This is a genomic window from Paenibacillus sp. FJAT-27812 (genome assembly GCF_001273905.1).
Lineage (GTDB): Bacteria > Bacillota > Bacilli > Paenibacillales > Paenibacillaceae > Pristimantibacillus.
In genome coordinates this window covers 1,072,402-1,097,827 of record NZ_LIGH01000001.1, presented here as the reverse complement: position 1 = coordinate 1,097,827, position 25,426 = coordinate 1,072,402, and the positions used below count along the sequence as shown (strand labels likewise).

Genomic DNA, 25,426 nt, shown 5'->3' with positions numbered 1-25,426 from the left:
TCGCTGGAGGAATAGAGCTAGAAATTAGCTCTATTTCCCAAACTTCGGCTCGTTAGAGCGAAATAGGGCTAGAAACTAGACCTATTCCCACCGGCAGCGGTGGAAATGAGCCCATTCGAGCGAATGTAATGGACGGTCGGAAGGTTTTCTTTTGAGAAAAGCATTGGTTTGGTCAAATAGATGAGGAGGTATTTGCGTGGCTATTCGTAGAGCGTTAATTAGTGTTTCCGATAAGTCGGGAATCGTGGAATTTTCCAGAGAGTTAGCAAATCAAGGTGTGCAAATTATTTCGACGGGCGGTACGTTCAGCCTGCTTCAAAAGGAAGGCGTTCCGGTTATCGGTATTTCCGATGTGACGGGTTTTCCTGAAATTCTGGATGGACGCGTCAAGACGCTTCACCCGGCCGTTCATAGCGGACTGCTTGCCGTTCGTGATGATGAAGAGCATCAGAAGGCGATGAAGGAGCTTGGCCTTGACTACATCGACCTCGTTATCGTTAACCTTTATCCGTTCAAAGAAACGATCGCGAAGCCAGACGTATCGTACGAGGACGCAATCGAGAACATCGATATCGGCGGACCTACGATGCTGCGCTCCGCTGCCAAGAACCACGCGTTCGTAACGGTTGTAGTTGACGCCGGCGACTACGGCACGATTCTTGAAGAAGTGAAAGCACAGGGCGACACGACTCTTGAAACGCGCAAACGTCTGGCTGCCAAAGTATTCCGCCACACGGCTGCTTACGATTCCCTAATCTCGGACTACCTCTCCAAGCAAATGGGCGAGCCGCTTCCCGAGATTTACACCGTGACTTACGAGAAAGTACAGGATCTTCGTTACGGCGAGAACCCGCATCAGAAGGCTGCTTTCTACAGCAAGCCGCTTGCAGCAGCAGGCAACGTAACAACGGCTGAGCAGCTTCACGGCAAAGAGCTTTCCTACAACAACATCAGCGACGCCAACGCTTCGCTCGCGATTCTCAAAGAATTTGACGAGCCAGCGGTTGTAGCCGTTAAACATATGAACCCATGCGGCGTAGGTATCGGAGCAACGATTCACGAGGCTTACCAAAAAGCATATGCAGCGGACCCTACCTCGATCTTCGGCGGCATCGTTGCGGCTAACCGTACGATTGGCGCTGATACGGCCGAGCTGCTTGGCGGCATTTTCCTCGAAATTATCATTGCACCGGACTTCACGCCTGAGGCGCTTGATATTTTGACGAAGAAGAAAAACATCCGTTTGCTCAAGCTTGGCGAGCTGTCCGCAGCTGGCGAGCGCAAGCCGGAATGGCTTGTGACATCGGTTGACGGCGGCATGCTTGTTCAAGAGAGCGACGTTCACAGCGTGACGGAAGCGGATCTTCAATTTGTAACAGACCGCAAGCCGACTGCGGAAGAGCTCAAGCAGCTTCTATTCGGCTGGAAAGTCGTTAAGCACGTGAAATCCAATGCGATTTTGCTTGCGAAGGATGACATGACGATCGGCGTTGGCGCTGGCCAGATGAACCGCGTAGGCGCAGCGCGCATTGCGATTGAGCAAGCGGGTGAAGCAGCTAAAGGCGCAGCGCTTGCTTCGGATGCGTTTTTCCCAATGGGCGATACGGTAGAGCTTGCGGCAAAAGCAGGCATTACGGCGATCATCCAACCAGGCGGCTCCATTAAGGACGAAGAGTCTATCGCTGCGGCGAATGCAAACAACATCGCAATGGTGTTCACAAGCGTACGCCACTTCAAGCACTAGATTCGAGAGAAGCTAATTAAATGCAGCCGTACGTTAACGACAGTAAGCTGGCGAAGGCGGCGGCTGCAGCCGTTTCAAATAGTCATATAGGGGGTTAAGCGAAATGCGTATTTTGGTAGTAGGCGGCGGCGGACGCGAGCATGCGATCGTATGGGCGCTTAAGAAAAGCGAAAAGGTAGACGAAATATATTGCGCGCCGGGGAATGCCGGCATAGCGCAGCTTGCTGATTGCGTGCCGATTGCAGTCAATCAGTTCGATGAGCTAATTGGGTTTGCCAAGGATACGGCGATTGATCTTGTGTTTGTAGGTCCGGATGATCCGCTTGCGGATGGCATCGTGGATGCGTTTGAGGCTGCCGGCATTCAGGCATACGGCCCTCGCAAAAACGCAGCGGAAATCGAAGGCAGCAAAATTTTCATGAAAAATTTGTTGAAGAAATACGATATCCCAACGGCGAAATACGAAACGTTCACCGATTACGAGACAGCTTCCGCATACCTGCGCGAGCAATCTGCTCCGATCGTGATTAAAGCAGACGGCTTGGCAGCGGGCAAAGGGGTTACGGTTGCAGCTACGCTTGAGGAAGCGGAGCAGGCGCTGCACGAAATGATGGTTGATAAAGTGTTCGGCCAAGCGGGCAGCCAAATCGTAATCGAGGAATGCCTAGTCGGACAAGAAATGTCGATTCTGGCTTTCGTTGATGGCGAGACGGTTCGTGCGATGGTTCCCGCACAGGACCACAAGCCGATTTTTGACGGCGATAAAGGTCCGAATACAGGCGGAATGGGCACCTATACGCCGCTGCCGCATATCGATCAAGCGATTATCGACCAGTCGATTCAAAATATCATTATTCCTACTGCAAAAGCGATGGTCAGCGAAGGCCGGCCGTTCCGGGGCGTTCTGTTCGCAGGCCTTATGATTACAAAAGACGGCCCAAAAACAATCGAGTTTAATGCGCGCATGGGCGATCCGGAAACGCAGGTCGTATTGCCGCGTTTGGAAACGGATTTGGTTGACATCGTGCTTGCATCATTGAATGGCAATCTGGACCAGCTTGACATCCAGTGGAGCGACGAAGCGGCAGTCTGCGTCGTTGTGGCATCGGAAGGCTACCCTGCTTCCTATCCGAAGGGCAGAGTCATTACAGGACTTGCTGAAGCAGAGGCGCAGGGCGCGCTTATTTTCCACGCAGGCACTGCCGAGAAGGACGGGCAGTTCGTTACAAACGGCGGACGCGTGCTTGGCATCGTCGGCCGCGGACGCGATATCGCGGAAGCGCGTGCTCGCGCATACGAAGCCGTCAGCGTCATTGACTTTGAAGGCAAGCAAAACCGTACGGACATTGCAGCCAAAGCGCTTATTTAAGCCGGGAGCAAGCTTAGCTTGCTTCTAAATATTTCCTAGCTAATAGAGCGGAAAATCCATCCAATGGCGCATCGAGCGCCGTGAAGGACGGGGCTGTCGCCTAAATGAGTCAGCCAGACGTATCTGGCTGGCTTTTTTTGTTTTATTTTCACGACTAATGTGTCAAATGCACTCGAAAGGTGTTACTTATTTGTAACTCTATCAATCATCAGTAGAGTTACAATTATGCTATCAGCGAGGAATAGTAGGTGAGTGGAATGGCAAAAGCAAAAAGGCATCGTCGTCACATTTTTGTAGGGGTCGTTATGGCTGTCGTTATGGTATGGATCAGCGGCTGTTCGGCTAGTCAGTCTTTCAGTCTGGCATCATTGTTGTCAGGCGATAAGGCACCAGTTGTAGACGCAGGGAACGTGGAGAAGGGACCGCAGACAGCAGGCGGGACAGACGGAGCAGGTGATGTCGTGATCGTAGGCAATGGCGGAACCGAAGACGGCGGCATTATCCATGGCAATATTGAAGGCAAGCCAACCGGAGGCAAAGAAACAACTCCGCCAACGGACAAGCCGGATGCGCCAGCAACGGATAAACCGGATACGAAGCCAACGGACAAGCCGGATGCGCCAGCAACGGATAAACCGGATACGCTGCCATCGGACAAGCCGGATGTATCAGCAACGGATAAACCGGATGCGCCAGCAACAGGCAAACCGGATGCGCCAGCAGGGAAGCCAGGCAAGCCGGCCGAGGATAAGCTGGACAAGCCTGATCAGATTTTAACCGGTACGAAGCCGGGCAAGGAAGAGAAGCTAATCGCGCTCACGTTTGATGATGGGCCGGATAAGCGTTATACGACCGAGATTTTGGATATCCTGAAGGAAAAAGGAGTAAAAGCTACCTTTTTTGTAGTCGGGCAACAAGTAAGCAAAAATCCAGAGGTGCTTCAGCGCATCGTGGACGAAGGGCATGCGGTTGGCAATCATACTTATCATCATAAAGATTTATCGAAGTTAAATAAGCAGCAAATTATCGAGGAAGTCAAAACAGCGGATGCCGCAATCAAAAAAGCGATCGGCTTTACGCCCATATTGTTCCGCGCTCCGTACGGCGCTGTATCGGATACGCTTAAAGTATTATTGAAGTCGAATAATCGTGATCTAGTCGGTTGGAACATCGATACGCGTGATTGGGCAGGCACATCGTCAGCCGATATCCGCAAAATGATTAAGAACGAGGCGAAGCCCAGTGGTATAATATTAATGCATTCTTTTGGAGGCAAGCATATTAAAAACACGGTACAAGCTTTACCAGACGTTATTGATGATTTGGTGAAAAAAGGGTATACGCTGGTTACTGTCGATCAAATTATTGCTTAACACCGGTACATGTACGAGGAGGCTGTAAAGTTGGATGACGCAAGTTATACAAATGCCAGGCGTAGGCGCGGAAAAATAATACGATGGAGCGTTCTGCTCAGCGGCGTTATCCCACTCCTATTCTTGGCAACTGGCTGCCGTTATACAGCTGCGCCTGCGGACCTTCTGCAAAAGCCAGCCATTTCGCCAGAAAAGCAGGCGATTGTGCAAGCAATCGAAAAAAATCTGCCTGTTTACAGCAAGCTTACCCTTCCTCTTAGAGAGGAGCATATGGAAGCGATACGTCTGATTGACGTGGATGGAGACGGCGTGAAAGAGGCCGTAGTTTCTTATTACAATGAATACAGTTCACCTGAGCTTATGGTGTTTAAATATACAAAGGCCGCATGGAAGCCATGGGTGCTCGTGCAGCAGCCGCTTGCTAGAATGATCGATTGGCTGAAAATTGAGGATCTCGATAAAGATGGCGATATGGAAATTATGATCGGTTGGATTGGGGCATTCGACAGTCCCAATGTGCTCGAAATCTACTCGTTTGCTACAGCGCCGGTACGGAACGAGGCGGGCAAGCTGATGCTGAAGCCGGTAGAAACCTTTTCCTATTCCTACGGGGATACGGGCGATATGAATGAGGACGGACAGCTTGAGCTGGCTATCATCTCTGAGATCGGGACCAATCAGGAAATGGCGCTGCCAGAATACCATTTAACGATCTACAATTGGATAAATGGCGGCATGCGGGAGATTTACTCGGAAAAGCTGTATGACGGAGTAAATAACTACGAGCGTCTGCTCATAGGAAAAATCTCGCAAAGGCATCGAGGGATTATTTTGGAGGCGTCGACGGGTGCTCATGCTACTTACACCGCCATGTACGTGTGGGAGAGAAACAAGCTGCGGCTCGTCTATCCGAACTTTGACACGGAATATGAGAGCTTTAGCGGTACGCCTACGATGAGCGAGGATATTAACGGCGATGGGATTTTGGAGCTGCAATTGACCAAAGAGGCTCCGGGATATGAGAACGTTCCTTATTCCGAATCCAAATGGTTGAATGATTGGGTGCAATGGGATGGCAAAGATAATTTTGTTAAAATAAGAGAAGAATTCACCGACTATAGATACGGCATGCAGCTGCTTATACCCGAGCAATGGATGGGGCGCTATACGCTGCACAGCTCGGATGAGCAGTACGCCTTCGTGGCGATCGATTATTGGAATGAGAAATCAAATGTTACGGCCAAAATGGCTACTTTATATGCCGTTCCGCAGAAAGATTGGGAAAACGTCGAGTCCGTATGGAAGCAAAGCGCCAAGCCATACCGCCAGCTTCTGACCGACAGCGGCAACGTGTTCGCGGTTTCGTTCGTAAAGGAGGCGCCGCTTGGCTGGCCTGAAGCGGAGCGGCAAGCGTTCAGCGAGATGGCTGGGGTGGAAGCAGAGTTCGCTTCTTCTTTAACGATTCGTAACGATTAAGTGAGAAAAGCGGGTGCTCTAAGCTATGCGAATATTATTGTTGGAGGACGAGGAGTCCATCCGCGGCTTTGTCCGTATTAATCTGAAGCGTAACGACATGGAGGTCATTGAAGCTGAAACGGGAGAAGAGGCGCTAGCGCTTGCCGCTTCGGAGGGCCCTATCGATATCGCGCTTCTTGATGTGATGCTGCCTACGATCAGCGGCTTCGAGGTATGCGAGCAGCTTCGCTCGCGCTACCCGCGCATGGGAATCATTATGCTCACGGCGAAGTCGCAGGAGGAAGATAAAATTCATGGGCTGGAGCTAGGTGCGGACGATTATGTACAAAAGCCGTTTAGCCCTGGCGAGCTCATCGCGCGCATTAAATCCCTTTACCGGCGCATGAAGCCGGATGCTGCTGAACCGGAGCAGGAGGCTGGAGCCGCAGAAGAAGGGATTGCGGCAGCAACGGAGGGAGCTGCCGAGGCTAACGCGGCACTTAAGGCTGTACCTGAAGCCGCTCCCTATGCGCAGGCGCCAACATCGATGCAGCAGATGCAAGCTCCATATGTAAGCTTCCATCAGGAGCTGCGGGTGGAGCCGTTTCGATTATCTGTTGCAGAGCGCAAGCTTTGGAAGCTGGAGAAGGAAATTATTTTGACGCCGACGGAATGGACGCTTGTCAGACTGTTGATGGAGCGCGTAGGCGAGAGCGTCAGCCGTGATCACATTTTAACAGAGGTATGGGGCCGGTATTACGTTGGCGATCTCAAGGTGGTTGACGTGAACATTCGGAGGATCCGACAAAAGATAGAGAAAAACCCTTCTGATCCGGCCTTTATCGAAACCGTATGGGGATATGGCTATCGGTGGAAGCGGGGATGCAGCGAATGAAAAGCGTGCAAACGAGAATGGTGTGGAGCTATTTGCTGCTCATCGTGCTTGTCGTCAGCGTGCTTGGCGGCGTATTCGCGGCTTTGATGTGGAATTATTATTATGGAAGCGCGCAGAGCTCGGTCAAGCAAAGAGCGGAATCGGCGCTAACGCTGCACAGCCGGTCCCTTTCCTCGCTCACGGTAAAGGATCAAGGCGATTATATGCTGCAATACATGGTGGAGAGCAGCACGAGGCTGCAGCTGCTCGACAGCACCGGACAAATTCGAATTGATTCGGATGGCTTCGCGCCGGATATCCATTATACGACTGCTGACGTGAAGGCGGCTATTGCGGGGAAAACCGGCAGCTGGCGCGGCGTTGATCCGTACTACGGCGAGCGCGTCATGTCGGTAACGATACCGCTCTGGAATGAAACGAGAGTCGTATCGATGCTCCGTTACTCGGCTTCGCTGAATCAAGTTGATGCGATGGTCAGCCTGCTCATCCGAATGGCTGCGGCAGTTGGTGTCGGAGTCGTGCTGCTGTTTCTTGGGTTAAGCTTATTTCTTGCGCAGCGCATTGTGAAGCCGATTCGGGAGCTGACGCGGGCTGCGCGCTATATGGCGGAAGGAGACTGGACGCGGCGCGCGATGCAGCGCAATGATGACGAAATCGGTCAGCTGGCGGAAACGTTTAACGTGATGGTGATGGAGCTTAGCAAGCGGGAGAAGCTTAAGGACGATTTCATATCTTCTATCTCACATGAGCTGAGGACCCCTCTAACCTCGATAAAAGGGTGGAGTGAAACGCTGAAGGAAAGCGAGCCTACCGAGGATGATGAGGAAGTAAAGCTAGGCCTCTCGATTATTAGCAAAGAAACGGAGCGGTTATCGGGGCTTGTTGAGGATTTGCTCGATTTCTCAAAGCTGTCTGCGCGAACGATGGAGCTGCACAGGGAAGTACTGGATTTCAATAGTCCGGTCAAGGAGACGGTGAATCAGCTGGGTGTGCGTGAGGAGCATACGCGTGTGCGCATACTGGCCAATTACGGGAAAAGCCCGATCGTTGTGCGAGGCGATGCGAACCGTCTTAAGCAGGTCATCATCAACTTGATCGATAATGCGCTCAAGTTTACGCCTGCGGGAGGGACGATAAGAGTTGCCACTACGATCGAACAGGAGAACGCGATGCTCACCGTAGCCGATACCGGCTGCGGGATCGAAGCGGAGGATTTGCCGCATGTGACGGAAAAGTTTTATAAGGCAAACACGGGACAAGGCGGTTCGGGGCTGGGCCTCGCGATATGCAAAGAAATTATAGAGCTCCACGGCGGCCAGCTTACGATAGACAGCGAGCGTGGAGCCGGAACGATTGTGACGATTCGAGTGCCGATTATGCATGAGGAGTAATCCTCAGCCTATGGGCGCCCGAATCGTCATTCTTTGTAGAAAAGCAATTTCCGGTTGGCAATTACAAAAATAGAAGCGACAACAATTCCTAAAATAAGCAGGAAGGAAAGCCAATGTTCCTTCAGCCATTCTATCCACATAGGCATGGGAGAACCTCCTAAACGTTTTGCGAAGCAGTCTGCTTCGTAAGCTCTGTTCATGTGCATAGTATGTCCCGTTTGAGCGGTAAAATAATGATCGTGGGCCTGTTATGCTATAATAACGGAGGACTAGCACGCGATCGATTTTATTTTCCTATGCATGATTGACAGGCAGAGAGCGGTGATGCTATTATGGGTTTATTGTTAATTCAAAGTATACGGGTAGGAATTATTATATATAGGCAATCAGGAGGTTATCGGGATGGAAAAGCACTTGACGCTGCGACATGACGGACTTGAGCTTGCGGCAACGCTGCATTACCCAACTGACGGAAACAAAACCGAGTCAGAGAAGAGGCAAGCTATTATTATATGCCATGGATTCGTTGGCTCCCGTATCGGAGTTGACCGTTTATTCGTGAAGACGGCGCGTGCTCTTGCAGCGCAAGGCTCTTACGTGCTTCGTTTTGATTACGGCGGCTGCGGCGAGAGCAGCGGTGATTACGGCGCGCTTGGATTTGATTCGATGGTAGACCAGACCAGAGCGGCGATCGATTATGTGGCGAGCATGGAATGCGTAGACCCGCTGCGAATCGTATTGCTTGGACACAGCCTTGGCGGAGCGGTAGCGATAATGACGGCGGTTAAGGACAAGCGGGCAAAGAGGCTTGTGCTATGGTCACCGGTAGCTTATCCATTTAATGATATTGTACGCATAGTTGGACGCAGCAGCTATGACCTTGCAGTTACGTCCGGCAGTTCTGATTATCAAGGTTATACGCTGCAGCCTGTGTTCTTCGAGTCGCTGCTTCAGCATCAACCTTTTCAAGCGGCGACAAGATTTGGCGGTGAAGTGCTGCTCGTACACGGAACGAGCGATGATCTCATTCCAGTCGACTACAGCTTCCTTTACCAAAAGGTATTTTGGACCCGCAGCGACGGCTTATGCGACAAAGAAATCATTTTTCAAGCGAACCATACGTATTCGGCACGCGATCATCAAGAGGAAGCGATACGCGTGACCTCGGAGTGGTTGAACGGTCTAGATAAGAAGCAAGAGGAATGGCATCATTGGAGTATATAGGCAAGTGCAGGACGGCAATAAGGAAGGAGCGAGCTTTTTGGACTATAAAAAAGCTTGCTCCTTCTTATTTGGTTTGGCGTTTACATTTCCCGTTGTACGGGATATCTACCTTAATCGTAAAGCTGCTTCCACAGCTTAGGATGCATGAGGCGCAGCTTGTGCCCAAGCACATAAGGATCAACTCCGATTTTTAAGCCTTCCTCATACGTATTCAAAATTAGCTCCTTGATTGTATCCTCCGCGATTATCGTCATTTCCTTATAAGAAGTAGGCGTTTAATATTCGTACATCCCGGCTTTATAACTAGCTTTAATATGAAAATGGACGTCATTTCCGTGAATAACGGCATCTTATTCCTGCTGGGAGATAGGGATAAGATATGCATTTTATGGGTTTTGTAACCGAGAAAGCAACTTAATTGTCGAGACAACCGTCAGAAATTGTGTTTAAATGGAAGTTAAGTGTAAACGAATACAAGCTGCGCGTAGCGGGAAAAGGCAGGGTTAACGCATGATCAAAACCATTAAACAATCGGCAGTTTTGCTATTATTGTCGCTTATTCTCATCCTATCGGCATGCAGCGGAGGCAAGGGGGATAACGAATCCCCGCAGCAAACCGGCGAAACAAATGATCCGACTAACACGGCAGAGCCCGTAACTACGTCCGTTCCGCTTCCTTATGATGCGCCGTTAACCGGACTAAAGCTGGAGAATGCGGCAACAGCACGGCCAATCGTCGTCATGATCAATAATTATGCGGCAGCCCGTCCGCAATCGGGGCTGACTAACGCTGACGTCATTTGGGAAGTGCTTGCGGAAGGCGGCATTACAAGGCTAATCGCCGTATTTCAGAGCACAAGCGCATTAACGGACACGATCGGACCGATTCGCAGCATTAGGCCATATCTCATCGATATTGGTGACAGCTTCGGAGCGGTGCTTGCTCACGCTGGCGCGAGCAACGACGGTTATGCGATTTTACAGCGGCAGGGCAAGCCTTATTTGGACGAAATCTCGAATGCGGGCAGCTATTTCTGGAGAAGCAAGGAGCGGAAGGCGCCGCATAATCTCTATTCGAGCCTAGAGAAGCTTCGTACGGGTGCCGAGAAGAAAAAATACAGCATGGACAAGCAGGTACCGCCGTATACGTTTGCGGAAGCGGGCTCGACGGAGACAGGTGTTCCGGCTAGCGATATTACGATATCTTTTTTACTGAAAAATTACAATGTGGGCTATAAATATGATTCAGCAGCGGGATTGTATAAGCGCTCAATCGGCGATAAGCCGCATATCGATATGAACAATAACGAGCAGCTTTCGGGAACGAATCTAGTTGTGCTTGGCGCGGATCACAAAACGCTGGATAATGAAGGGCGGCTATCTGTTGACCTCAATAAGGGTGGCTCGGCGATTTTGTTCCAAAAGGGCAAAGCGATCGAAGCGGAATGGGTGCGCGCTCCCGATGGCATGATCAGAATTGTGAAAAACGGGGAAGAGCTTCCATTTGTTCCGGGCAAAACCTTTTTCCATATCGTGCCGAACAAACCGACATTCGAAGGACATGTCACGTGGGTACAAAACTAACACTTTGGAAACACTGTTAACAGACGTTAACGGATGAGCTTCCAAGGATAGAGAGGACGCAATCTTGTTTCAGGATTGTGTCTTTTTTATATTTTTTTCGAAAATTTTTAAGTTTTCTTAAAACCTTTACATTCTCTTAACAATTCGCATGTAAACTATGTTAAGATATTGTGGGCTCATAACAGTACGCCTAAACATCAAGTCGGATAAAGGGGATTACGATGTTCAAGAAAAAGGATATTTTCTTTAAGACGTTCGAAGAAATGGCTGACGCCATCGTAGAGGCAGTTGAGTATTTCGCCAAAGGCCTTTCAGATCTATCGGATGTATCGGCTTTCGCTAAGACCATGAAGGAATACGAAAGCAAATGCGACAAAAACGTGCATACGATTTTGAAGGAATTGAACAAAACGTTCATCACTCCAATCGAGCGCGAAGATATTATGGCCCTTACGACTTCGCTTGATGATGTGCTTGATGGCATTGAAGCTTGCGCGTCCCGGTTCGAAATGTACGACATTCGCGAGAAGGACGAGTACATAACGCTGTTCGGCGATATTCTTGTTCGTTCGTCTCACCAAATCAAGAAGGCAATCTACTTGTTGACAGAGCGGAAGCTGCTTGCGATTCGTGAGCCGAATATTGCGCTTAACGAGCTGGAGAACCAAGCTGATGACTTGCTTCGGGTCTGCATCAAGAGCTTGTTTACAAATGTCACAGATCCAATTGAGCTGATGAAGCGCAAAGAGATTTACGAGATGCTGGAGCAAACGACCGACTTCTGCGAAGATGTGGCTAATACGCTGGAATCGATCATTATGCGTAACAGCTAATCTGGGGAGTAGGAGTATTTCACAATGGATTTAATGGTACTATGGATTGTTGTCTTTTTGGCGCTTTCGTTTGATTTTATAAATGGGTTTCACGATACGGCGAATGCGATAGCAACAGCCGTATCCACGCGGGCGTTAAAGCCTCGCGTCGCAATCGTTATGGCTGCCGTGATGAACTTTGTTGGCGCGGTTACGTTTACGGGCGTTGCGGCTACAATCGGTAAAGGCGTCGCTAATCCGGCTGAGCTGGAGCACGGCGTTCCAATCGTTATCGCCGCGCTGCTTTCGGCAATCGCTTGGAATTTGATTACATGGTGGTTTGGTATTCCTTCCTCATCCTCGCATGCTTTGATCGGCTCTCTTGCAGGCGCAGTCATCGGCGGGGCAGGCATGAGTGCCATTAACTCCGGCGGTCTAATTAAAATCGTTCAAGCGTTGATCTTTTCACCGTTGATCGCTTTCTCTGCCGGGTTTATCATCATGTGGATATTGAAGCTGATATTTGCCAAATCAAGTCCGCATCAAGTGAATAAAGGCTTCCGGTTTGGCCAAATTTTGACGGCTGCTTTCCAATCGTTCTCGCACGGTACGAATGACGCTCAAAAAGCGATGGGCATTATCGTATTTGCCCTAGTTGCTTCCGACCTTCAGACGACGATGGACGTTCCGCTCTGGGTTAAAATTTCCGCAGCGACAGCAATGGCGCTTGGTACCTCGGTAGGCGGATGGAAAATCATCAAGACGATGGGTACGAAGATTTTCAAAATCGAGCCGATCAACGGCTTCGCAGCAGATATCGGTTCTGCGGTCGTTATCCTGACGGCTACGATGATTCATTTGCCTGTTAGTACAACTCACGTTATTACTTCGTCCATTCTAGGTGTAGGTAGTGCAAAACGCTTCTCTGGTGTAAAATGGGGAGTGGCAGGCCGGATCGTCGTTGCCTGGATTATCACGATTCCTATTACAGTTTTGATGGCGATGTTCTTCTATTGGATTATTCACTTCTTCTTTCTATAAGATGGAGTGACAATGAGATAGTGAGGAAAACCTCACTCGCCATGAACCTAGGTTCATGGGGAATGAGATTTTTCTCACTATTTTTTGTGTTCTCTACTCATCCATTTGGAGAGCGCTGAAAAGGGAATGGGTGTGGACAACCTGTGGCGAAACGCGGCGAAATTTGCGCGTATGCACATCATTAATAACAGTTGTGCATGAAAACACTTTTGTATGCCGCTCGATGGTGTATAATGTTTAAGCTATCGAAAAGATAACCAATTGAGGCGCGGAACGCTCTTTATTTGTGGATACATTCGAGGTTTGGCTCGTAATCATACATTTTCCGGGCGGGATATACACATTGAAGCAACAGCTGTGCATGAGATGGCCTATGGAGGCTGCCGAACGATGTCGAAGGTTGCACTTGTGCACAGGCGAATTGATTTCCGATGCGCTAAAAGCAATAAATGCTGTGGATAGCCGAGGTGTTGGCGTTATCCACAGCCGGATAACTTCTAAACGGATGTGTGAAATTGTGCATAAATAAATAAAGTGTCAGAATAATTCGATTTATACACAATTGGACCACAGCTGTGGATGAAATGAACACACCCTGATCGCTGCGCTTATGCACATCAATCAGGGTGAGTGTCATTTAACGGTTTATCGACGGCGCTTTGGCGTACGGCGGCGAGTTTTGCCATTGCCTGAACCAGAGCCGGAGCCAGGCTTGCGACGCTTGCGGCGTTTTGGCTTCCACTCGACTTCATCATCGTCGTCCGATTTGTCTTTTTTGAAGGAGCCCATTAACACTTTGACTAGAGGCGCCATTTGAGAGACGCTCGACATGACTTTCTGCACTTTCGTAACGGTTGTAAGGATACCGTCGATGCCGCCAATACGGTCGACAAAACCTTTGATTTCGCCTAAGTTGGCGAGATTGGCAAGGGAGAAGCCGCCTGCTTTGGGAGTGGCGGTCGTTTCGATTAGCTCAGTTGTTGACTGCGGTACGACGGCGGGCAGGATATCCTGCGCTTGCGGCGTCGATACTGCCGGCGGCATGGTTGGCAAGTCTGCGGCAAAGCTGAAGCCGGAAGACTTTGCCCCAGACGATTTGCTTGGCTGGTCCGCTAGGCGCTGGCCGCCGTGCCAATCGTAATGCTGGTTGCCGGTACCGGGGTTATTGCGATAATTCACACGGATCACAACCCTTCTTTTATAATAGTCTATGGGGTAGGCGAACATAAGGATTGGACGAATGTCCCGAGTGCGGAATTTTTTCTAGATAAATGCCCTGTGCTTGTATTGGCCATCGCATGAAAAATCGACGGCTTCCGCCTTCCGTTCTGTAAAGCGTGAATACGGTAATGTTTGAAAAAAACGGTTAAAAAAGATACAATAGTTACATTAGTTTTAATAGGAGTGAATGCGTATGCAGCTTAAAAAACTTAACGATAAAGCAATAGATCAATTATTCGAAGCGATTCTCACATTGAAATCAGTTGAGGAATGTTATGTGTTTTTTGACGATTTGTGCACCGTAAATGAGATTCAGTCGTTATCGCAAAGGCTCGAGGTCGCGCGTATGCTCGGCAAGGGCAGTACATACAATGCAATCGAAGCGGAGACAGGTGCCAGCACGGCAACCATTTCTAGAGTGAAGCGTTGTTTGAACTACGGCAATGACGGGTATAAAATGGCTTTAGAGCGTCTCGGAAGGTAGGTTCCTTCTCCGATGAAGCCAGGTATTCTTGTTATTAGTCACGGCTCCAGGGAAACCGCGTGGGTACAGCTTGTCGACGATGCAATTGCTTCTGCGGCAGCTTCACCGCGTTTATCTAATGTACCAATCGTGTCGTCCTTTCTTGAAATTGTTAAGGGACGGCTTATTCAGGATGGAATCGATGCTCTAGAAGAACAGGGCGTTACAGCTATGTTCGTAGTACCGTTATTTCTTTCGTCAGGCAGCACGCATGTGGATGAAATCGGGCAAGCGTTTGGTTTTCCGTGGGTATCGGATTTAGAAGGCGATCTTGGCACGTTCCGCGTAGCCGCTAAGGTTCATTATGGTACGCCAATTGATGACGATCCGGAAATCGCAGAGCTGCTTGCTTTAAATATTGCAGAATTGTCTTCAGAGCCAGGCAAGGAAGCTATATTGCTTATTGGCCATGGGAGCAAGGAAAAGGTATTCCATGAGCGCTGGCAAGAAGGATTAAAGAAGCTTGGGATGCGCCTCCGCGTGCTTGGCGGCTTTAAGCGTGCGGAATACGCAATGCTTCTGCCTGATCAGGCAGCGGCTAAGCTTGCAGCTATGCAGGCGGCTAATCCCGAGGAAGCGGTTATCGTAGTGCCGCTGTTCCTAAGCCAGGGCTATTTTACAAACCATGTTATTCCGACCCGACTTACTGGGCTTACGTATCGATATAATGGCAGAGCGATGCTGCCTCATCCGGCAATCGAGAGATGGCTGGAGCGTCAGATGTACAACGGATTGCAAAGTTTGAATGAAAAGTAGAAGACATGTGCATGTCTGATTACGATGGGTTGATTGGATGGTTAGGAGTGAGCCAAGATGGCAATCAAAAGGGCGAGACTGATATATAACCCGACATCGGGAAGAGAAGAAATGAAGAAGCGTCTGCCTGATATTCTCCAGCGTCTTGAACAGGGCGGCATCGAAACAAGCTGTCATGCGACGATCGGCGAAGGGGATGCGACGCTTGCGGCAGCGGAAGCAGCGGATCGCGGCTATGATATGATCATTGCAGCGGGCGGCGATGGGACGTTGTATGAAGTTATCAATGGTTTGGCGACTAAGGCTAACCGTCCTCCGCTTGGTATTTTGCCGGTGGGGACGACCAATGACTTTGCTCGGGCAACGGGCATTCCGAAGCATTGGGAGTATGCGGTCGATCTAATCATTCAACAGTATACGCGGCCGATTGATGTCGGTAAGGCAAATGAGCGTTATTTTATCAACATTGCCGGGGGCGGTTCCTTGACGGAGCTGACCTATGATGTGCCTAGCAAGCTGAAGACGATGATCGGGCAGTTGGCTTATTATATGAAGGGCATGGAGAAAATGACCCGCCTTCGCCCGACCGAGCTGACTTTCCAAGCGGCTGGCGTTGGCGAGTTTCATGACGAGTTCATGATGTTCCTCATCTGCAACAGCAACTCGGTTGGCGGCTTCGAGCGTTTGGCGCCAGACTCCAAGCTGGATGACGGCTTATTGGATGTTTTGCTTATTCGCAAGTGCAACCTGCCGGAATTTATTAAGCTGGTGACGCTAGCGCTGCGCGGCGAGCATTTGAACGACCCGCATGTTATCCATTTCCGGACGGATGAGCTGAGAGTGACTACGCCGGATTACGTGCAAATAAACCTCGATGGCGAGTATGGCGGCGTGCTGCCTTGCACGTTCTCGGTGCTGCCGTCGCATTTGCGTATTTTTGCGGATGAAACAGGGGAGTCTACGTACCGCTAGCTGCGGATGAATTGGGGAAATAGGGAATAATGGAGCTAAAAGAGTGATAGCGCATTAGTGAATAGAGCAATATTGAAATAGAGCAATGGTGAAAATGAGCAATTGTGAAATTTAGCAATAGTGAAATTGAGCAACAGTGAGACAGTGCAATAGGGAAACAGAGCAATAGGGAAACAGAGCGATGGATAAGAAATGAAAAGCAACAGCATTGAAGATAGAGCGGAGAGAGTTTATGAATAAATGTAGAAGCAGAGGCGGCAAAGGAAGATCACGCGGCGCGGCGGGGACGAATGCAGCGGCGATTCCGGTAGATGCGCCTTTTCAAAAAAATGAAGAGGTCACCGTCGATATAATCGGCCTGACACATGACGGAGAAGGGGTAGGCCGCGCTGACGGCTTTACCCTTTTTATTCAGGGTGCGCTCCCTGGCGAACGCGTGCGAGCAAAGGTCATGAAGGTGAAGAAGCAGTATGGATATGCACGGCTCGAGGAGCTGGTGCTTAAGAGTCCATCGCGCGTGGAGCCGCCTTGCGATATTTATAAGGAATGCGGCGGCTGCCAGCTGCAGCATTTCGACTACCCTGCGCAGCTGGAGTGGAAGCGGCAGCATGTCGTGGATAACCTTGTGCGCATCGGGAAGCTGAATGTGGTTGGAGAAGGCAATGCTGAGGGTAAGGGCATTGTTGTGCACAAAACGATTGGCATGGACGAGCCTTGGCGTTACCGGAATAAGGCTTCGGTACCAGTAGGCTCAAGATCCGATGATGGGCAATTGATCGCAGGCTTCTACGCACGCGGCAGTCACCGGATCATTGATATGGACGATTGTCTTATTGAGCATGAGCACAATGACGAGGTCATTCGCGTCGTGAAGCGCATCGGGCGCGAGCTTGGCGCAGCGCCTTACGACGAATCTACGGGCCGCGGCGTGCTGCGCCATGTGATGGCGCGGACCGGCGTAGTGACCGGCGAGATTATGGTTGTGCTTGTGACCAACGGCAAGAAGCTGCCGATGGCGGACCGCTGGATCGAGCGTATCCGCGAGGAGCTGCCGGGCGTGAAGAGTATCGTGCAGAACGTGAACGAGCGCGACACGAACGTTATTTTTGGCGATGTGACTCGCGTCCTATGGGGCAATGAGGTCATCTATGATGAGCTCGACGGCATTCGCTTCGCTATCTCAGCGCGATCGTTCTATCAGGTAAACCCGATGCAGACGGTGGAGCTATATCGCAAAGCAGTGGAGTATGCAGGCTTAACGGGCTCGGAAACCGTTATTGACGCCTATTGCGGCATCGGAACGATCTCGCTGTTCCTCGCTCGTCGGGCAGGGCGTGTCTACGGCGTTGAAATTGTGCCGGAAGCGATTGAGGATGCGGCGCGCAATGCTGAGCTGAACGGCATCACGAACGCGTCGTTTGAAGTAGGGCCAGCGGAGGTTGTAATACCTCGCTGGCGCAAGGAAGGGATTACGGCGGATGTAATCGTCGTTGATCCGCCTCGCAAAGGCTGCGACCCGGCGCTGCTCGAGACGATTCTGGCTATGCAGCCGGAGCGGGTCGTTTATGTGAGCTGCAATCCGTCTACGCTGGCAAGGGACTTGCGAGTGCTCGAGGACGGCGGGTATAGGACGGTTGAGGTGGTGCCGGTGGATATGTTCCCTTGGACGGTTCATGTGGAGAGCGTGGCTGTGTTGGTGAGGGATGGTAAAGTAAACTGATTGGTAAGAAGTGGCATGGATGGTAAGCTGTCAAAGCACTTTTCAAATTAGAAACAGGAAGTGCTGTAGTTCACTTGATGGATTGCTGACAAAATATAAATAATAAAAAAACACTTGTTTGAAATCAACAAGTGTTTTTTTTATATTAATGATCTATTGACCTGAGTACTTAGGTTAAATAGGTGAGAATCAAAAAAACGAAATTATTGAGAAAAATGAAAATTCGGTCGACAGTTAACCACTGAAGATCGACCCTGAGAAGGGGCTATATGTCAGGGGAGCACTACAGCAATTAAGAAGTTAACCTCCCTATCGAGCCAAAGTAAATGTTATAGGAACGAAAGTATCGAAAGCAAGAAGTTGGCGTTTTTATGTGTAGTCTTCCTTGTGTTAAAGGGATTCTAGTGCAGCCAAACAACCTTGTGACAGTATGAGAAGAAACTAAATCGAAGTTTTGCGAACATTCATTCATTAAATACTTTGAAATACTTCACTGTTTTAATGTGTAAAAACTTCTGTATAAAAAAGGTAAATCCTATTGACTCATTGAATTATACTATTGGACTAAATTACTGGCATGGGTATATTCACTTACAAAGATAGGAACCGTCCAACAAGTAAAAGGGGATAAACAATAAGGGGGAGAACCATGAATTATCGAGAAATTTATTTAAATGAGTTAAGAAGAAAACGTAATAAACGAACAAAGCCAAGAGCTACAATAATTAATAAAATAATTTCTAAGCCAAAGTTGCCTGCAAATAACGAAATTGACAATAAAGGCCGTTGGTATAAATATATTATTAATAGAGGAGACTCGGCATTAGACAATGGATATTACTGGGAAGCAATAAGTATTTACTATTCACTTATTGAAGATCGTTTAAATTCAATTGTTTTAAAAATATATAAGAAAACTAGAGCCTCTCATCCTGCTTACAGAATATTTGAAAATGAAATCAAAAATGGTTTTTCATATGGAGTCAATAAAAAAATTATTTGTATTGAAGAACTTTTGACTGAACCACACTACGGTAATTTATTAAAACACTATTTTAAAATCTCTTCGGTATCGACTAATAACAAGTACAGTATTTTAGACAACATAGATAAAAAAAATAATATAAGTGCGTCCGCACCAGGAAAAGCAAATTACGAAGCGTGTGTTGACGGAATCTTGGCAAGTGTGCGAGAGTGGGGGCAAAAATATCGTAATGCTCTTCAGCATGGTATGGGTGATCCCAAAGAATATTACAATAAGCATAATAGTGTTTATCCTTATCAAGACTTCAAACAATGTGCACAAGATGGTAAAAAGGTATTAAGAGAACTAACCGCAGCAGTAGCCGGATTAAAGAAAAAATTATAATTTTCTTGAGTAAATACCAAGCAAACGACACATGTGGAAAGCGTTGCGCTATTAACATGGCACCATAATTCATATTTTGATGGATTTGCTTTTAAAAAAAGAGGGGCACCAAGCCAATGTCATTAAGTTAAGCTAAAAGACAAAACCGGAAATAAAGCGGAATTCGAAACGGCATGGGGAGAAGCCCTATGCCGTTTGTTTTTTAGTTCAACCAAGTAAAAAAGCGTACAGCAAACAAAGCGGATACAATATCCGCTTAAAAAATGTTCAAGTGAACCGAATTATGCTACTCTGTAAACGAAGCTAACCGCTGATTTATAACGGATTTTGCGTGTATTCTTCTGACCTGGGCGAATGGGTCGAATCGGCAAAATGTTTTTTCGAATCAGTGCTTCAACATCGGGCAGGAGTTCATCGTCGCGTAACCACAAGAAATGTCTACAAACATGAACGGCAACCGTGAAGTTGACTTGGTAGGCGTGCCGTTTATCCATTTGCGAAATGACGACGTGCGAGGTCATCATTTCAGCGAAATTGTACATGATCATTCTTGCGAAAATCTCTTGGACGATGAACTCTTGCTTTTTTGCGTGAAAACTAGTCAGACCGACAGTGTATTTTAATGCCCGGAAAGAGGTCTCAATGCCCCATCGCATGTTATAAATGGACTTGATTTCATTCGGTGGGAAATCAGCGGCAAAAAGATTCGTAATGACGGTTTCATAACCGCCACTGGGCAGGATGAAACGAACAACCCGAAAGGAAATTGGGTAATACAAATTATCTTGCACATCCAAAAAATCAAAGGTAGACGTGGAAGGGACGAATTTGTACATTTCGGGATGAGCCTTGATCTCTTTGGTTTGTTTTTTAGTGAGTGTTAGATGAACGTCAATATCAAACGCTCCGCTAGCGGGCAAACGCAAGCCCGAAAGAATACCATTGGAATCCAAATCCTTTACTCGTATGACGTAGTTCCACCCTTTGCGTTCAATATGCGCGAAATTGTTGTAACTTTCATAACCTCGATCAGCAACCACAATCGTTTTGCCCTTGATGGGAGAACGGTCAACCATCGCAGCCAGCGCCCTTCCCTCGTTGCACAACCTTCGTGGCTGAACAATCGCATCCACGTAGAGTCTGTTGCAGAGGTCATAGGCTGTATTCAAATGCAGAAGATTATAACCTTTCGTGTTCGGTTGACTTTGAAAATAGGTATCCTTGTCCGCAGGGTCCGTTGCGATATGCAAATCCGAACCGTCAACGGCAAGTAATCGATACCCGCGATAGTCCTTGATATCCGTATGCGACTCTGTAAATTCATGAAACAAGAATTCCACAGCAGATGGCAGAATTTTATTCCTCTGTTGGACAAAAGCTGAAGCGGTTGCGGTGTTTACATCATAGCCTTGTGATTCCAAGAGTTCCTTATATAGGCTGTTGCCCCCCATGGAGATCAGGAGTTGCATAACTGTTTCAAAGGGAAGCTTTTTCTTTCGGGTAAAATCCTTTTCAGGGTTTTTGACATAAGGTGCTGGTGCGGCTGACATTTCTTGTATGAGGGATGTCAGCGTTTTTTTTAATGAATTTGCGTAAGTATCCATTGGCGTAACCTCCTCGTTTTTTCAAGGGGCTTCGCCACACAATTCCTTCTATCTGTCAAGTCCTATTCACATTTTTGTACAAAAAAAGAGCAGGTTATCTTTTCGATAGCCTTGCTCTTTTTTTGATTTTTGGCCCTGCGCCTTATCTTAATGACATTGGGCACCAAGCCTCTCTTTTTTGCATTTTTATAGATAATAGTGACTAATAAAGATTAAAATGGAAAGAGAAAAACACGCATAGAAGAACATAGCAGTCAAAAGCTCAAACTATTGGTATGTCTCGGGCTTAACAGTTGCCTCGTATTTTGCATGAATGTCCAAGCGAAGGTTAGGAAGAGAAATGCTAAGTAGCATTAGATACTCGAAAGGATGATCCTGATTGGGCACTTTTATAGGCAACGTGAAATGGGCAGAAAAAAATGAAATGCTGGATGATTTATTAAATCGGCAGGACAGCTTAACGATTCATTCCATGGACCAAGGATTTGAAGCCGAGGTTAAGCTGATCAATTCGGGTAAAGAAAGTTTCGTGTTAAAAGTATGGAATAAAGGCTCCAAGCCGAATGTTAGCTTTCAATTTAAACTGCTGAATGCCCTTCATGAACGAGGATTATCCGTATCAACGCCGCTAGGCTGGGGGATCGATTCAAACGGGGACCAGGTGATGCTAACAACGTTCGATGGAACGCCCGTGAGTAAAGTGAATGACAAGAAAATGACGGATATTGCAAATATTTTAGCTATGATCCATCAAATGGACCTGAAAGAAATTCAAAATATTAATCTTCCAAAGTATGATTTCTGCGATTACTTTTTTCCCGGGGTGAGAGAGCACTCAGACATTTATCAAGCGTTAGCTCCTCTTGTCCAAAGGACTCCAATTAAACAAGAGCATATTATTCACGGTGATTATCACTTAGCCAACATTTTGGAGGAAAATGGCCGGTATGCCGTAATCGACTGGACGAACGGACAATTGGGAGACCCTAGGTATGATTTTGCATGGTCGCTTACTCTGAAAAAAATATACATTTCGGAGACGCATGCCGAAGTTTTTCGTACTGCTTATCTATCAAAGAATGATATGCCGCAGGAGGAGCTTGATGCCTTTGAAGCGCTGGCTTGCCTTAGATGGATTTGGCTAAGCAGAAACGGAGGCACGCCCAAAGGGCCTCATACAATGGAGCGGGTAAGACGCTTAATAACGGGCAATCCATTTTTAAAAGAGTTTGAGTTCAGCGATATTTCCACAAGTAAGAATAAGAGGAGCGGTGACGGGATGGATATTGAAGCCATGTTTGAGCAGTTTCCTATTTTAAAATCGGACGGATTGGTATTGAAGAAGATTGAAGACTATCATTTTAACGAAGTCTTTGAAATCTATAACAATGATATAGTGTTTGAATATTGCGGAATCATACCTAAACACAATAAAGACACGGTAAAAAATATGATAGGTCATTTTGAGAGAGATTTTAATAAGCGTTCGAGGGTCAAGTGGGGGGTATTCGCGAATGACGAAAGCGATCGATTGCTTGGCATTATTGAAGTTTTCGATTTTAATCAAAAGGTGAACATGGTGTCGATAGGCTACTTTTTGGCGGAATCGCATTGGGGCAGAGGAATTGCCGCGGAAGCGGTCAAAATAATGCTCGATTACTTGTTTATGGACGTCAACGTCAATCGCATTCAAGCTGATGTGATGCCGCCAAATGAACGATCAAAGAAGGTATTGCTGAAAAACGGCTTCATTAAAGAAGGGACGTTAAGACAAGCCACAGTATGGGCGGGCAAAGGAATCGTCGATTTGGAAATATACAGTATTTTAAGAGAAGAGTATGTAAAATGATTGGACTAAAAATATAAAGGCAGGGTGTCTTCATGGAGAGATGCAGCAAATGTAATGGTAGCGGCAAAGTTAGCGGATTCCTGTGGAATAAGCAATGCAATAAATGTAAGGGCAGAGGCCACATTATTCCTCGAAAATATCCATTAAGGAGTGACTCGTTCGCAGCATCAACAACTGATGATCAGCTTGATTATGATGTAAATCAAAGCAGCTACTATGAAGAAACGCCGCCGCGAAATTTCAGCGACTATTCTAATACGGAGGACAATTCTTCCTCAAGAAGCGAGAGCAGCCGCGACGATTCATCGAGTTCGGATAATGGGTCTTCTTCATCTAGCGATTAGTTTAAAACAAGTCACGTTCGTGTCTAGTCCCCTCTTTCGTGGAGGGGATTTTTGATTGCGTTTTAATTTACCCCACCTAAATAGCCCAATCATCGCCTCTTTTTTGTAAATCCCTCCCAGGTTCACGCTCCGTTCACATGCTTATGATATGCTCTCCAAAGTAACTCGAGAGTTCACTATCACAAAAATGCTGAATGTTGGAGGACTATTATGTCATTTTCGATGAAGAAGATAAGCTATAAAATGATTTTATTGGTGTTGCTGGTGGCAGCGCTTGGAGCAGGCTCGTTAGGGGTTCAGGCATCCGCTTCCGCTGCACCTGCCACGTCTACACGTCTGCCCGACCAACCGTATGAAGCGGCAGATGTAGACGACGCCGTTCAGTTAACGGCATTCATTGATGGTATTATGAAGGTGCACATGGACAATTACAAAATTCCAGGCGCGGTCATCTCGGTCGTTAAGGATGGGAAAATCCTGCTCGGCAAAGGTTATGGCCATTCCAATATCGAAGAGGGCTCGCTGGTTAACCCAGAGACCGACATGTTTCGGATTGCTTCGACAACGAAGCTGTTCACTTGGACGGCTGTCATGCAGTTGGTTGAGCAGGGCAGGATTGATCTCGACACCGACGTTAACACGTATTTGAAAACGTTAAAAATACCAAAAACCTATTCGGAGCCGATTACGATGCGCCATCTCATGACCCATACCGCCGGATTTGAGGAAGGGGGTCTTGGCTATCAAATTACGACGGACCCTAAGAAGCTGCCGGTATCCATCTCGGAGACGCTATCCAAGCATATGCTGGCGCGGGTAATGCCCCCGGGCGAGATGGCGGCGTATTCCAACTATGGTGCTGCGCTGGCGGGACTAATCGTCGAGGAAGTTAGCGGAATTGCTTATAATGACTATATTCAGCAAAATATTTTTGATCCGCTCGACATGAAATATGCCACGGTTCAGGAGCCAATTCCGGCAGCTTTGAAGCCTAACGAGGTGCAGGGCTATGCCCGGGAGAGCGGCACATTCGTTGCCAAGCCGCCTACGTTCGAAGGAGGCTTCCGCCCTGCGGGTTCGGCATCGGTCTCGGCGCTCGATATGGCTCATTTCATGCTCGCCCATCTTCAGGACGGACGTTATGGCGACACACAAATGCTCAAACCAGAAACGACTAAGCTGATGCATTCGCCGGCATTCCAGTTTGACAAACGGATGCCTGGCATGGACCTTGGGTTTTACGAGCTGCAAATGAACGATATTCGTGTTATTTCCCATGGCGGCGCCGATACGTTATTCAATACGGAGCTTTATCTATTGCCGGAGCAGCAAATTGGCATCTTTGTTTCCTATAGCGGTGGCGATGGCGGGGCAGCAGCATCCGGGCTGGCGAAAGCTTTTGTTGACCGTTATTATCCGAAGAAAGACGCCAAGCAACCTCCTGTGTCCGCTGAGCTTGCAAGCTCCGTGCAAAAATATGCCGGCTCCTATCAATTTACGCGCCGCAACCATACCGATATCGATAAGTTCTACAGCTTCATGTCCCAAATCAGCATCACGGCAGCAGGCGAACAGCTATCGATTGGCAGCGGCGCCGAACAGCAATTGTACGTCCCCATTGAACCCAATATCTTTCAAGAAGTTGGCGGCACGCAGCAAATCGCATTCCGCACCGACGAATCGGGGAAGGTCACTCATTTGCTTCTCGATTTTCTTCCGTCCATGCCGCTTGAGCGCACGCCGCTCATCGATCGGAATAAGTTCTGGTTTCCTTTGCTCGGTCTTTCGGCAGCTCTGTTCATCACCGCATTGTTAGGGTTTGCTTATCGCAGGCGGGAGATCAAAGCAATGCCGGGCGTGCAAAAGTGGGCAGTTTGGCTATCGGCAGCTACTGCGGCATGGGCGCTAGCGACGTGCGTCGCGACATTCGTCGTGGTTTTGAACATGGACCTGCTGGATCGGCTTAGCCGAATTACGCTGTCGTTAAATCTTTATTTATTCATGCCGATCATCCTTCTAGGGCTGACCTTGGCAATCATAGCAGTAAGTGTAATGGCATGGAAAAACAAATATTGGACGGAGCTAAAACGCGTGCATTACTCGCTCGTAGCGTTGTCGGCCGTCGTACTCAGTGTATTCTTTTTCCATTGGAATCTATTAGGTTGGCAGTTGGGGTAAAG

Annotated in this window: 19 protein-coding genes and 1 pseudogene; 18 read left to right on the top strand and 2 right to left on the bottom strand. The window is 48.1% G+C overall.

Features of this window, described 5'->3' with window-relative positions; translation table 11 throughout:
• Nucleotides 1-196 precede the first annotated feature (196 nt).
• From purH to ADU23_RS04615, 10 genes are all read left to right on the top strand, one after another.
• Nucleotides 197-1,744 (top strand): bifunctional phosphoribosylaminoimidazolecarboxamide formyltransferase/IMP cyclohydrolase, encoded by a 1,548-nt coding sequence (purH, locus tag ADU23_RS04660; RefSeq protein ID WP_053372680.1) that lies wholly within the window; start codon nt 197-199, stop codon nt 1,742-1,744.
• 103 nt (nt 1,745-1,847) lie between these two features.
• On the top strand, nt 1,848-3,113 hold the full coding sequence (gene purD, locus ADU23_RS04655; protein WP_053372679.1) for a phosphoribosylamine--glycine ligase: 1,266 nt from the start codon (nt 1,848-1,850) through the stop codon (nt 3,111-3,113).
• A gap of 257 nt (nt 3,114-3,370) precedes the next feature.
• A complete protein-coding gene (locus tag ADU23_RS31965; RefSeq protein ID WP_053372678.1) occupies nt 3,371-4,486 on the top strand; it encodes a polysaccharide deacetylase family protein in 1,116 nt (371 codons plus the stop codon).
• Nucleotides 4,487-4,516: 30 nt separating this feature from the next.
• Nucleotides 4,517-5,962 (top strand): VCBS repeat-containing protein, encoded by a 1,446-nt coding sequence (locus ADU23_RS04645; protein ID WP_053372677.1) that lies wholly within the window; start codon nt 4,517-4,519, stop codon nt 5,960-5,962.
• Between the two features lie 25 nt (nt 5,963-5,987).
• Nucleotides 5,988-6,836 carry a response regulator transcription factor gene (locus tag ADU23_RS04640; RefSeq protein ID WP_053372676.1) on the top strand — a complete coding sequence of 283 codons (849 nt, stop codon included), beginning with the start codon at nt 5,988-5,990 and terminating at the stop codon, nt 6,834-6,836.
• Complete coding sequence (locus ADU23_RS04635; protein ID WP_197286036.1) at nt 6,824-8,227, top strand: sensor histidine kinase; 1,404 nt, start codon at nt 6,824-6,826, stop codon at nt 8,225-8,227. Before ADU23_RS04640 ends, ADU23_RS04635 begins: the two co-directional genes overlap by 13 nt.
• A gap of 402 nt (nt 8,228-8,629) precedes the next feature.
• Nucleotides 8,630-9,451 carry an alpha/beta hydrolase gene (locus ADU23_RS04630; RefSeq protein WP_053372674.1) on the top strand — a complete coding sequence of 274 codons (822 nt, stop codon included), beginning with the start codon at nt 8,630-8,632 and terminating at the stop codon, nt 9,449-9,451.
• A gap of 510 nt (nt 9,452-9,961) precedes the next feature.
• Nucleotides 9,962-11,035, top strand: coding sequence for a DUF3048 domain-containing protein (locus ADU23_RS04625; protein ID WP_053372673.1), 1,074 nt, complete (start codon nt 9,962-9,964; stop codon nt 11,033-11,035).
• Nucleotides 11,036-11,256: 221 nt separating this feature from the next.
• Nucleotides 11,257-11,868, top strand: a complete 612-nt coding sequence (locus ADU23_RS04620; RefSeq protein WP_053372672.1) for a DUF47 domain-containing protein — start codon at nt 11,257-11,259, stop codon at nt 11,866-11,868.
• A 24-nt stretch (nt 11,869-11,892) separates the two neighbouring features.
• On the top strand, nt 11,893-12,888 hold the full coding sequence (locus tag ADU23_RS04615; protein ID WP_053372671.1) for an inorganic phosphate transporter: 996 nt from the start codon (nt 11,893-11,895) through the stop codon (nt 12,886-12,888).
• Nucleotides 12,889-13,533: 645 nt separating this feature from the next.
• Here the strand turns inward: ADU23_RS04615 and ADU23_RS04610 are convergent.
• Nucleotides 13,534-14,067: a hypothetical protein gene (locus ADU23_RS04610; protein ID WP_053372670.1), complete on the bottom strand. Its 534-nt coding sequence runs from the start codon at nt 14,065-14,067 to the stop codon at nt 13,534-13,536.
• A 235-nt stretch (nt 14,068-14,302) separates the two neighbouring features.
• Between ADU23_RS04610 and ADU23_RS04605 the strand changes: the two genes are divergently transcribed.
• The 5 genes from ADU23_RS04605 (at nt 14,303) to ADU23_RS04585 (ending at nt 19,449) form a co-directional block, all read left to right on the top strand.
• On the top strand, nt 14,303-14,593 hold the full coding sequence (locus ADU23_RS04605; protein WP_053372669.1) for a YerC/YecD family TrpR-related protein: 291 nt from the start codon (nt 14,303-14,305) through the stop codon (nt 14,591-14,593).
• Nucleotides 14,594-14,605: 12 nt separating this feature from the next.
• Entirely contained in the window at nt 14,606-15,388 is a 783-nt protein-coding gene (locus tag ADU23_RS04600) for a sirohydrochlorin chelatase (protein WP_053372668.1), read from the top strand.
• Between the two features lie 63 nt (nt 15,389-15,451).
• Nucleotides 15,452-16,360: a diacylglycerol kinase gene (locus ADU23_RS04595; RefSeq protein WP_176707798.1), complete on the top strand. Its 909-nt coding sequence runs from the start codon at nt 15,452-15,454 to the stop codon at nt 16,358-16,360.
• Nucleotides 16,361-16,592: 232 nt separating this feature from the next.
• Nucleotides 16,593-18,080, top strand: coding sequence for a 23S rRNA (uracil(1939)-C(5))-methyltransferase RlmD (rlmD, locus tag ADU23_RS04590; RefSeq protein WP_053372666.1), 1,488 nt, complete (start codon nt 16,593-16,595; stop codon nt 18,078-18,080).
• A 649-nt stretch (nt 18,081-18,729) separates the two neighbouring features.
• On the top strand, nt 18,730-19,449 hold the full coding sequence (locus ADU23_RS04585; protein WP_053372665.1) for a hypothetical protein: 720 nt from the start codon (nt 18,730-18,732) through the stop codon (nt 19,447-19,449).
• A 281-nt stretch (nt 19,450-19,730) separates the two neighbouring features.
• On the opposite strand, the gene ADU23_RS04580 is transcribed toward ADU23_RS04585, so the two are convergent.
• Nucleotides 19,731-21,053: an IS4 family transposase gene (locus tag ADU23_RS04580; protein WP_053372664.1), complete on the bottom strand. Its 1,323-nt coding sequence runs from the start codon at nt 21,051-21,053 to the stop codon at nt 19,731-19,733.
• Between the two features lie 424 nt (nt 21,054-21,477).
• Here ADU23_RS04580 and ADU23_RS31960 point away from each other — a divergent pair.
• From ADU23_RS31960 to ADU23_RS04560, 3 genes and pseudogenes are all read left to right on the top strand, one after another.
• Nucleotides 21,478-22,065, top strand: a pseudogene (locus ADU23_RS31960) (aminoglycoside phosphotransferase family protein); the annotation flags it as partial.
• A gap of 267 nt (nt 22,066-22,332) precedes the next feature.
• Nucleotides 22,333-22,902, top strand: coding sequence for a GNAT family N-acetyltransferase (locus ADU23_RS04570; RefSeq protein ID WP_053377463.1), 570 nt, complete (start codon nt 22,333-22,335; stop codon nt 22,900-22,902).
• Between the two features lie 554 nt (nt 22,903-23,456).
• The gene (locus ADU23_RS04560; RefSeq protein WP_053372662.1) at nt 23,457-25,424 is read left to right on the top strand and encodes a serine hydrolase domain-containing protein; all 1,968 of its coding nucleotides are present in this window, start codon (nt 23,457-23,459) and stop codon (nt 25,422-25,424) included.
• The last annotated feature ends 2 nt before the right edge of the window (nt 25,425-25,426 follow it).

What these genes read in the sequence shown, in the direction of transcription:
- ADU23_RS04605 (WP_053372669.1), top strand. Translation starts at nt 14,303, where the DNA reads ATGCAGCTTAAAAAACTTAACGATAAAGCAATAGATCAATTATTCGAA.
- ADU23_RS04630 (WP_053372674.1), top strand. Translation starts at nt 8,630, where the DNA reads ATGGAAAAGCACTTGACGCTGCGACATGACGGACTTGAGCTTGCGGCA.
- ADU23_RS04625 (WP_053372673.1), top strand. Translation starts at nt 9,962, where the DNA reads ATGATCAAAACCATTAAACAATCGGCAGTTTTGCTATTATTGTCGCTT.
- ADU23_RS04570 (WP_053377463.1), top strand. Translation starts at nt 22,333, where the DNA reads ATGGATATTGAAGCCATGTTTGAGCAGTTTCCTATTTTAAAATCGGAC.
- ADU23_RS31965 (WP_053372678.1), top strand. Translation starts at nt 3,371, where the DNA reads ATGGCAAAAGCAAAAAGGCATCGTCGTCACATTTTTGTAGGGGTCGTT.
- ADU23_RS04635 (WP_197286036.1), top strand. Translation starts at nt 6,824, where the DNA reads ATGCAGCGAATGAAAAGCGTGCAAACGAGAATGGTGTGGAGCTATTTG.
- ADU23_RS04580 (WP_053372664.1), bottom strand. Translation starts at nt 21,053, where the DNA reads ATGGATACTTACGCAAATTCATTAAAAAAAACGCTGACATCCCTCATA.
- purD (WP_053372679.1), top strand. Translation starts at nt 1,848, where the DNA reads ATGCGTATTTTGGTAGTAGGCGGCGGCGGACGCGAGCATGCGATCGTA.
- ADU23_RS04585 (WP_053372665.1), top strand. Translation starts at nt 18,730, where the DNA reads ATGAATTATCGAGAAATTTATTTAAATGAGTTAAGAAGAAAACGTAAT.
- ADU23_RS04640 (WP_053372676.1), top strand. Translation starts at nt 5,988, where the DNA reads ATGCGAATATTATTGTTGGAGGACGAGGAGTCCATCCGCGGCTTTGTC.
- ADU23_RS04615 (WP_053372671.1), top strand. Translation starts at nt 11,893, where the DNA reads ATGGATTTAATGGTACTATGGATTGTTGTCTTTTTGGCGCTTTCGTTT.
- ADU23_RS04620 (WP_053372672.1), top strand. Translation starts at nt 11,257, where the DNA reads ATGTTCAAGAAAAAGGATATTTTCTTTAAGACGTTCGAAGAAATGGCT.
- ADU23_RS04560 (WP_053372662.1), top strand. Translation starts at nt 23,457, where the DNA reads ATGTCATTTTCGATGAAGAAGATAAGCTATAAAATGATTTTATTGGTG.
- ADU23_RS04600 (WP_053372668.1), top strand. Translation starts at nt 14,606, where the DNA reads ATGAAGCCAGGTATTCTTGTTATTAGTCACGGCTCCAGGGAAACCGCG.
- rlmD (WP_053372666.1), top strand. Translation starts at nt 16,593, where the DNA reads ATGAATAAATGTAGAAGCAGAGGCGGCAAAGGAAGATCACGCGGCGCG.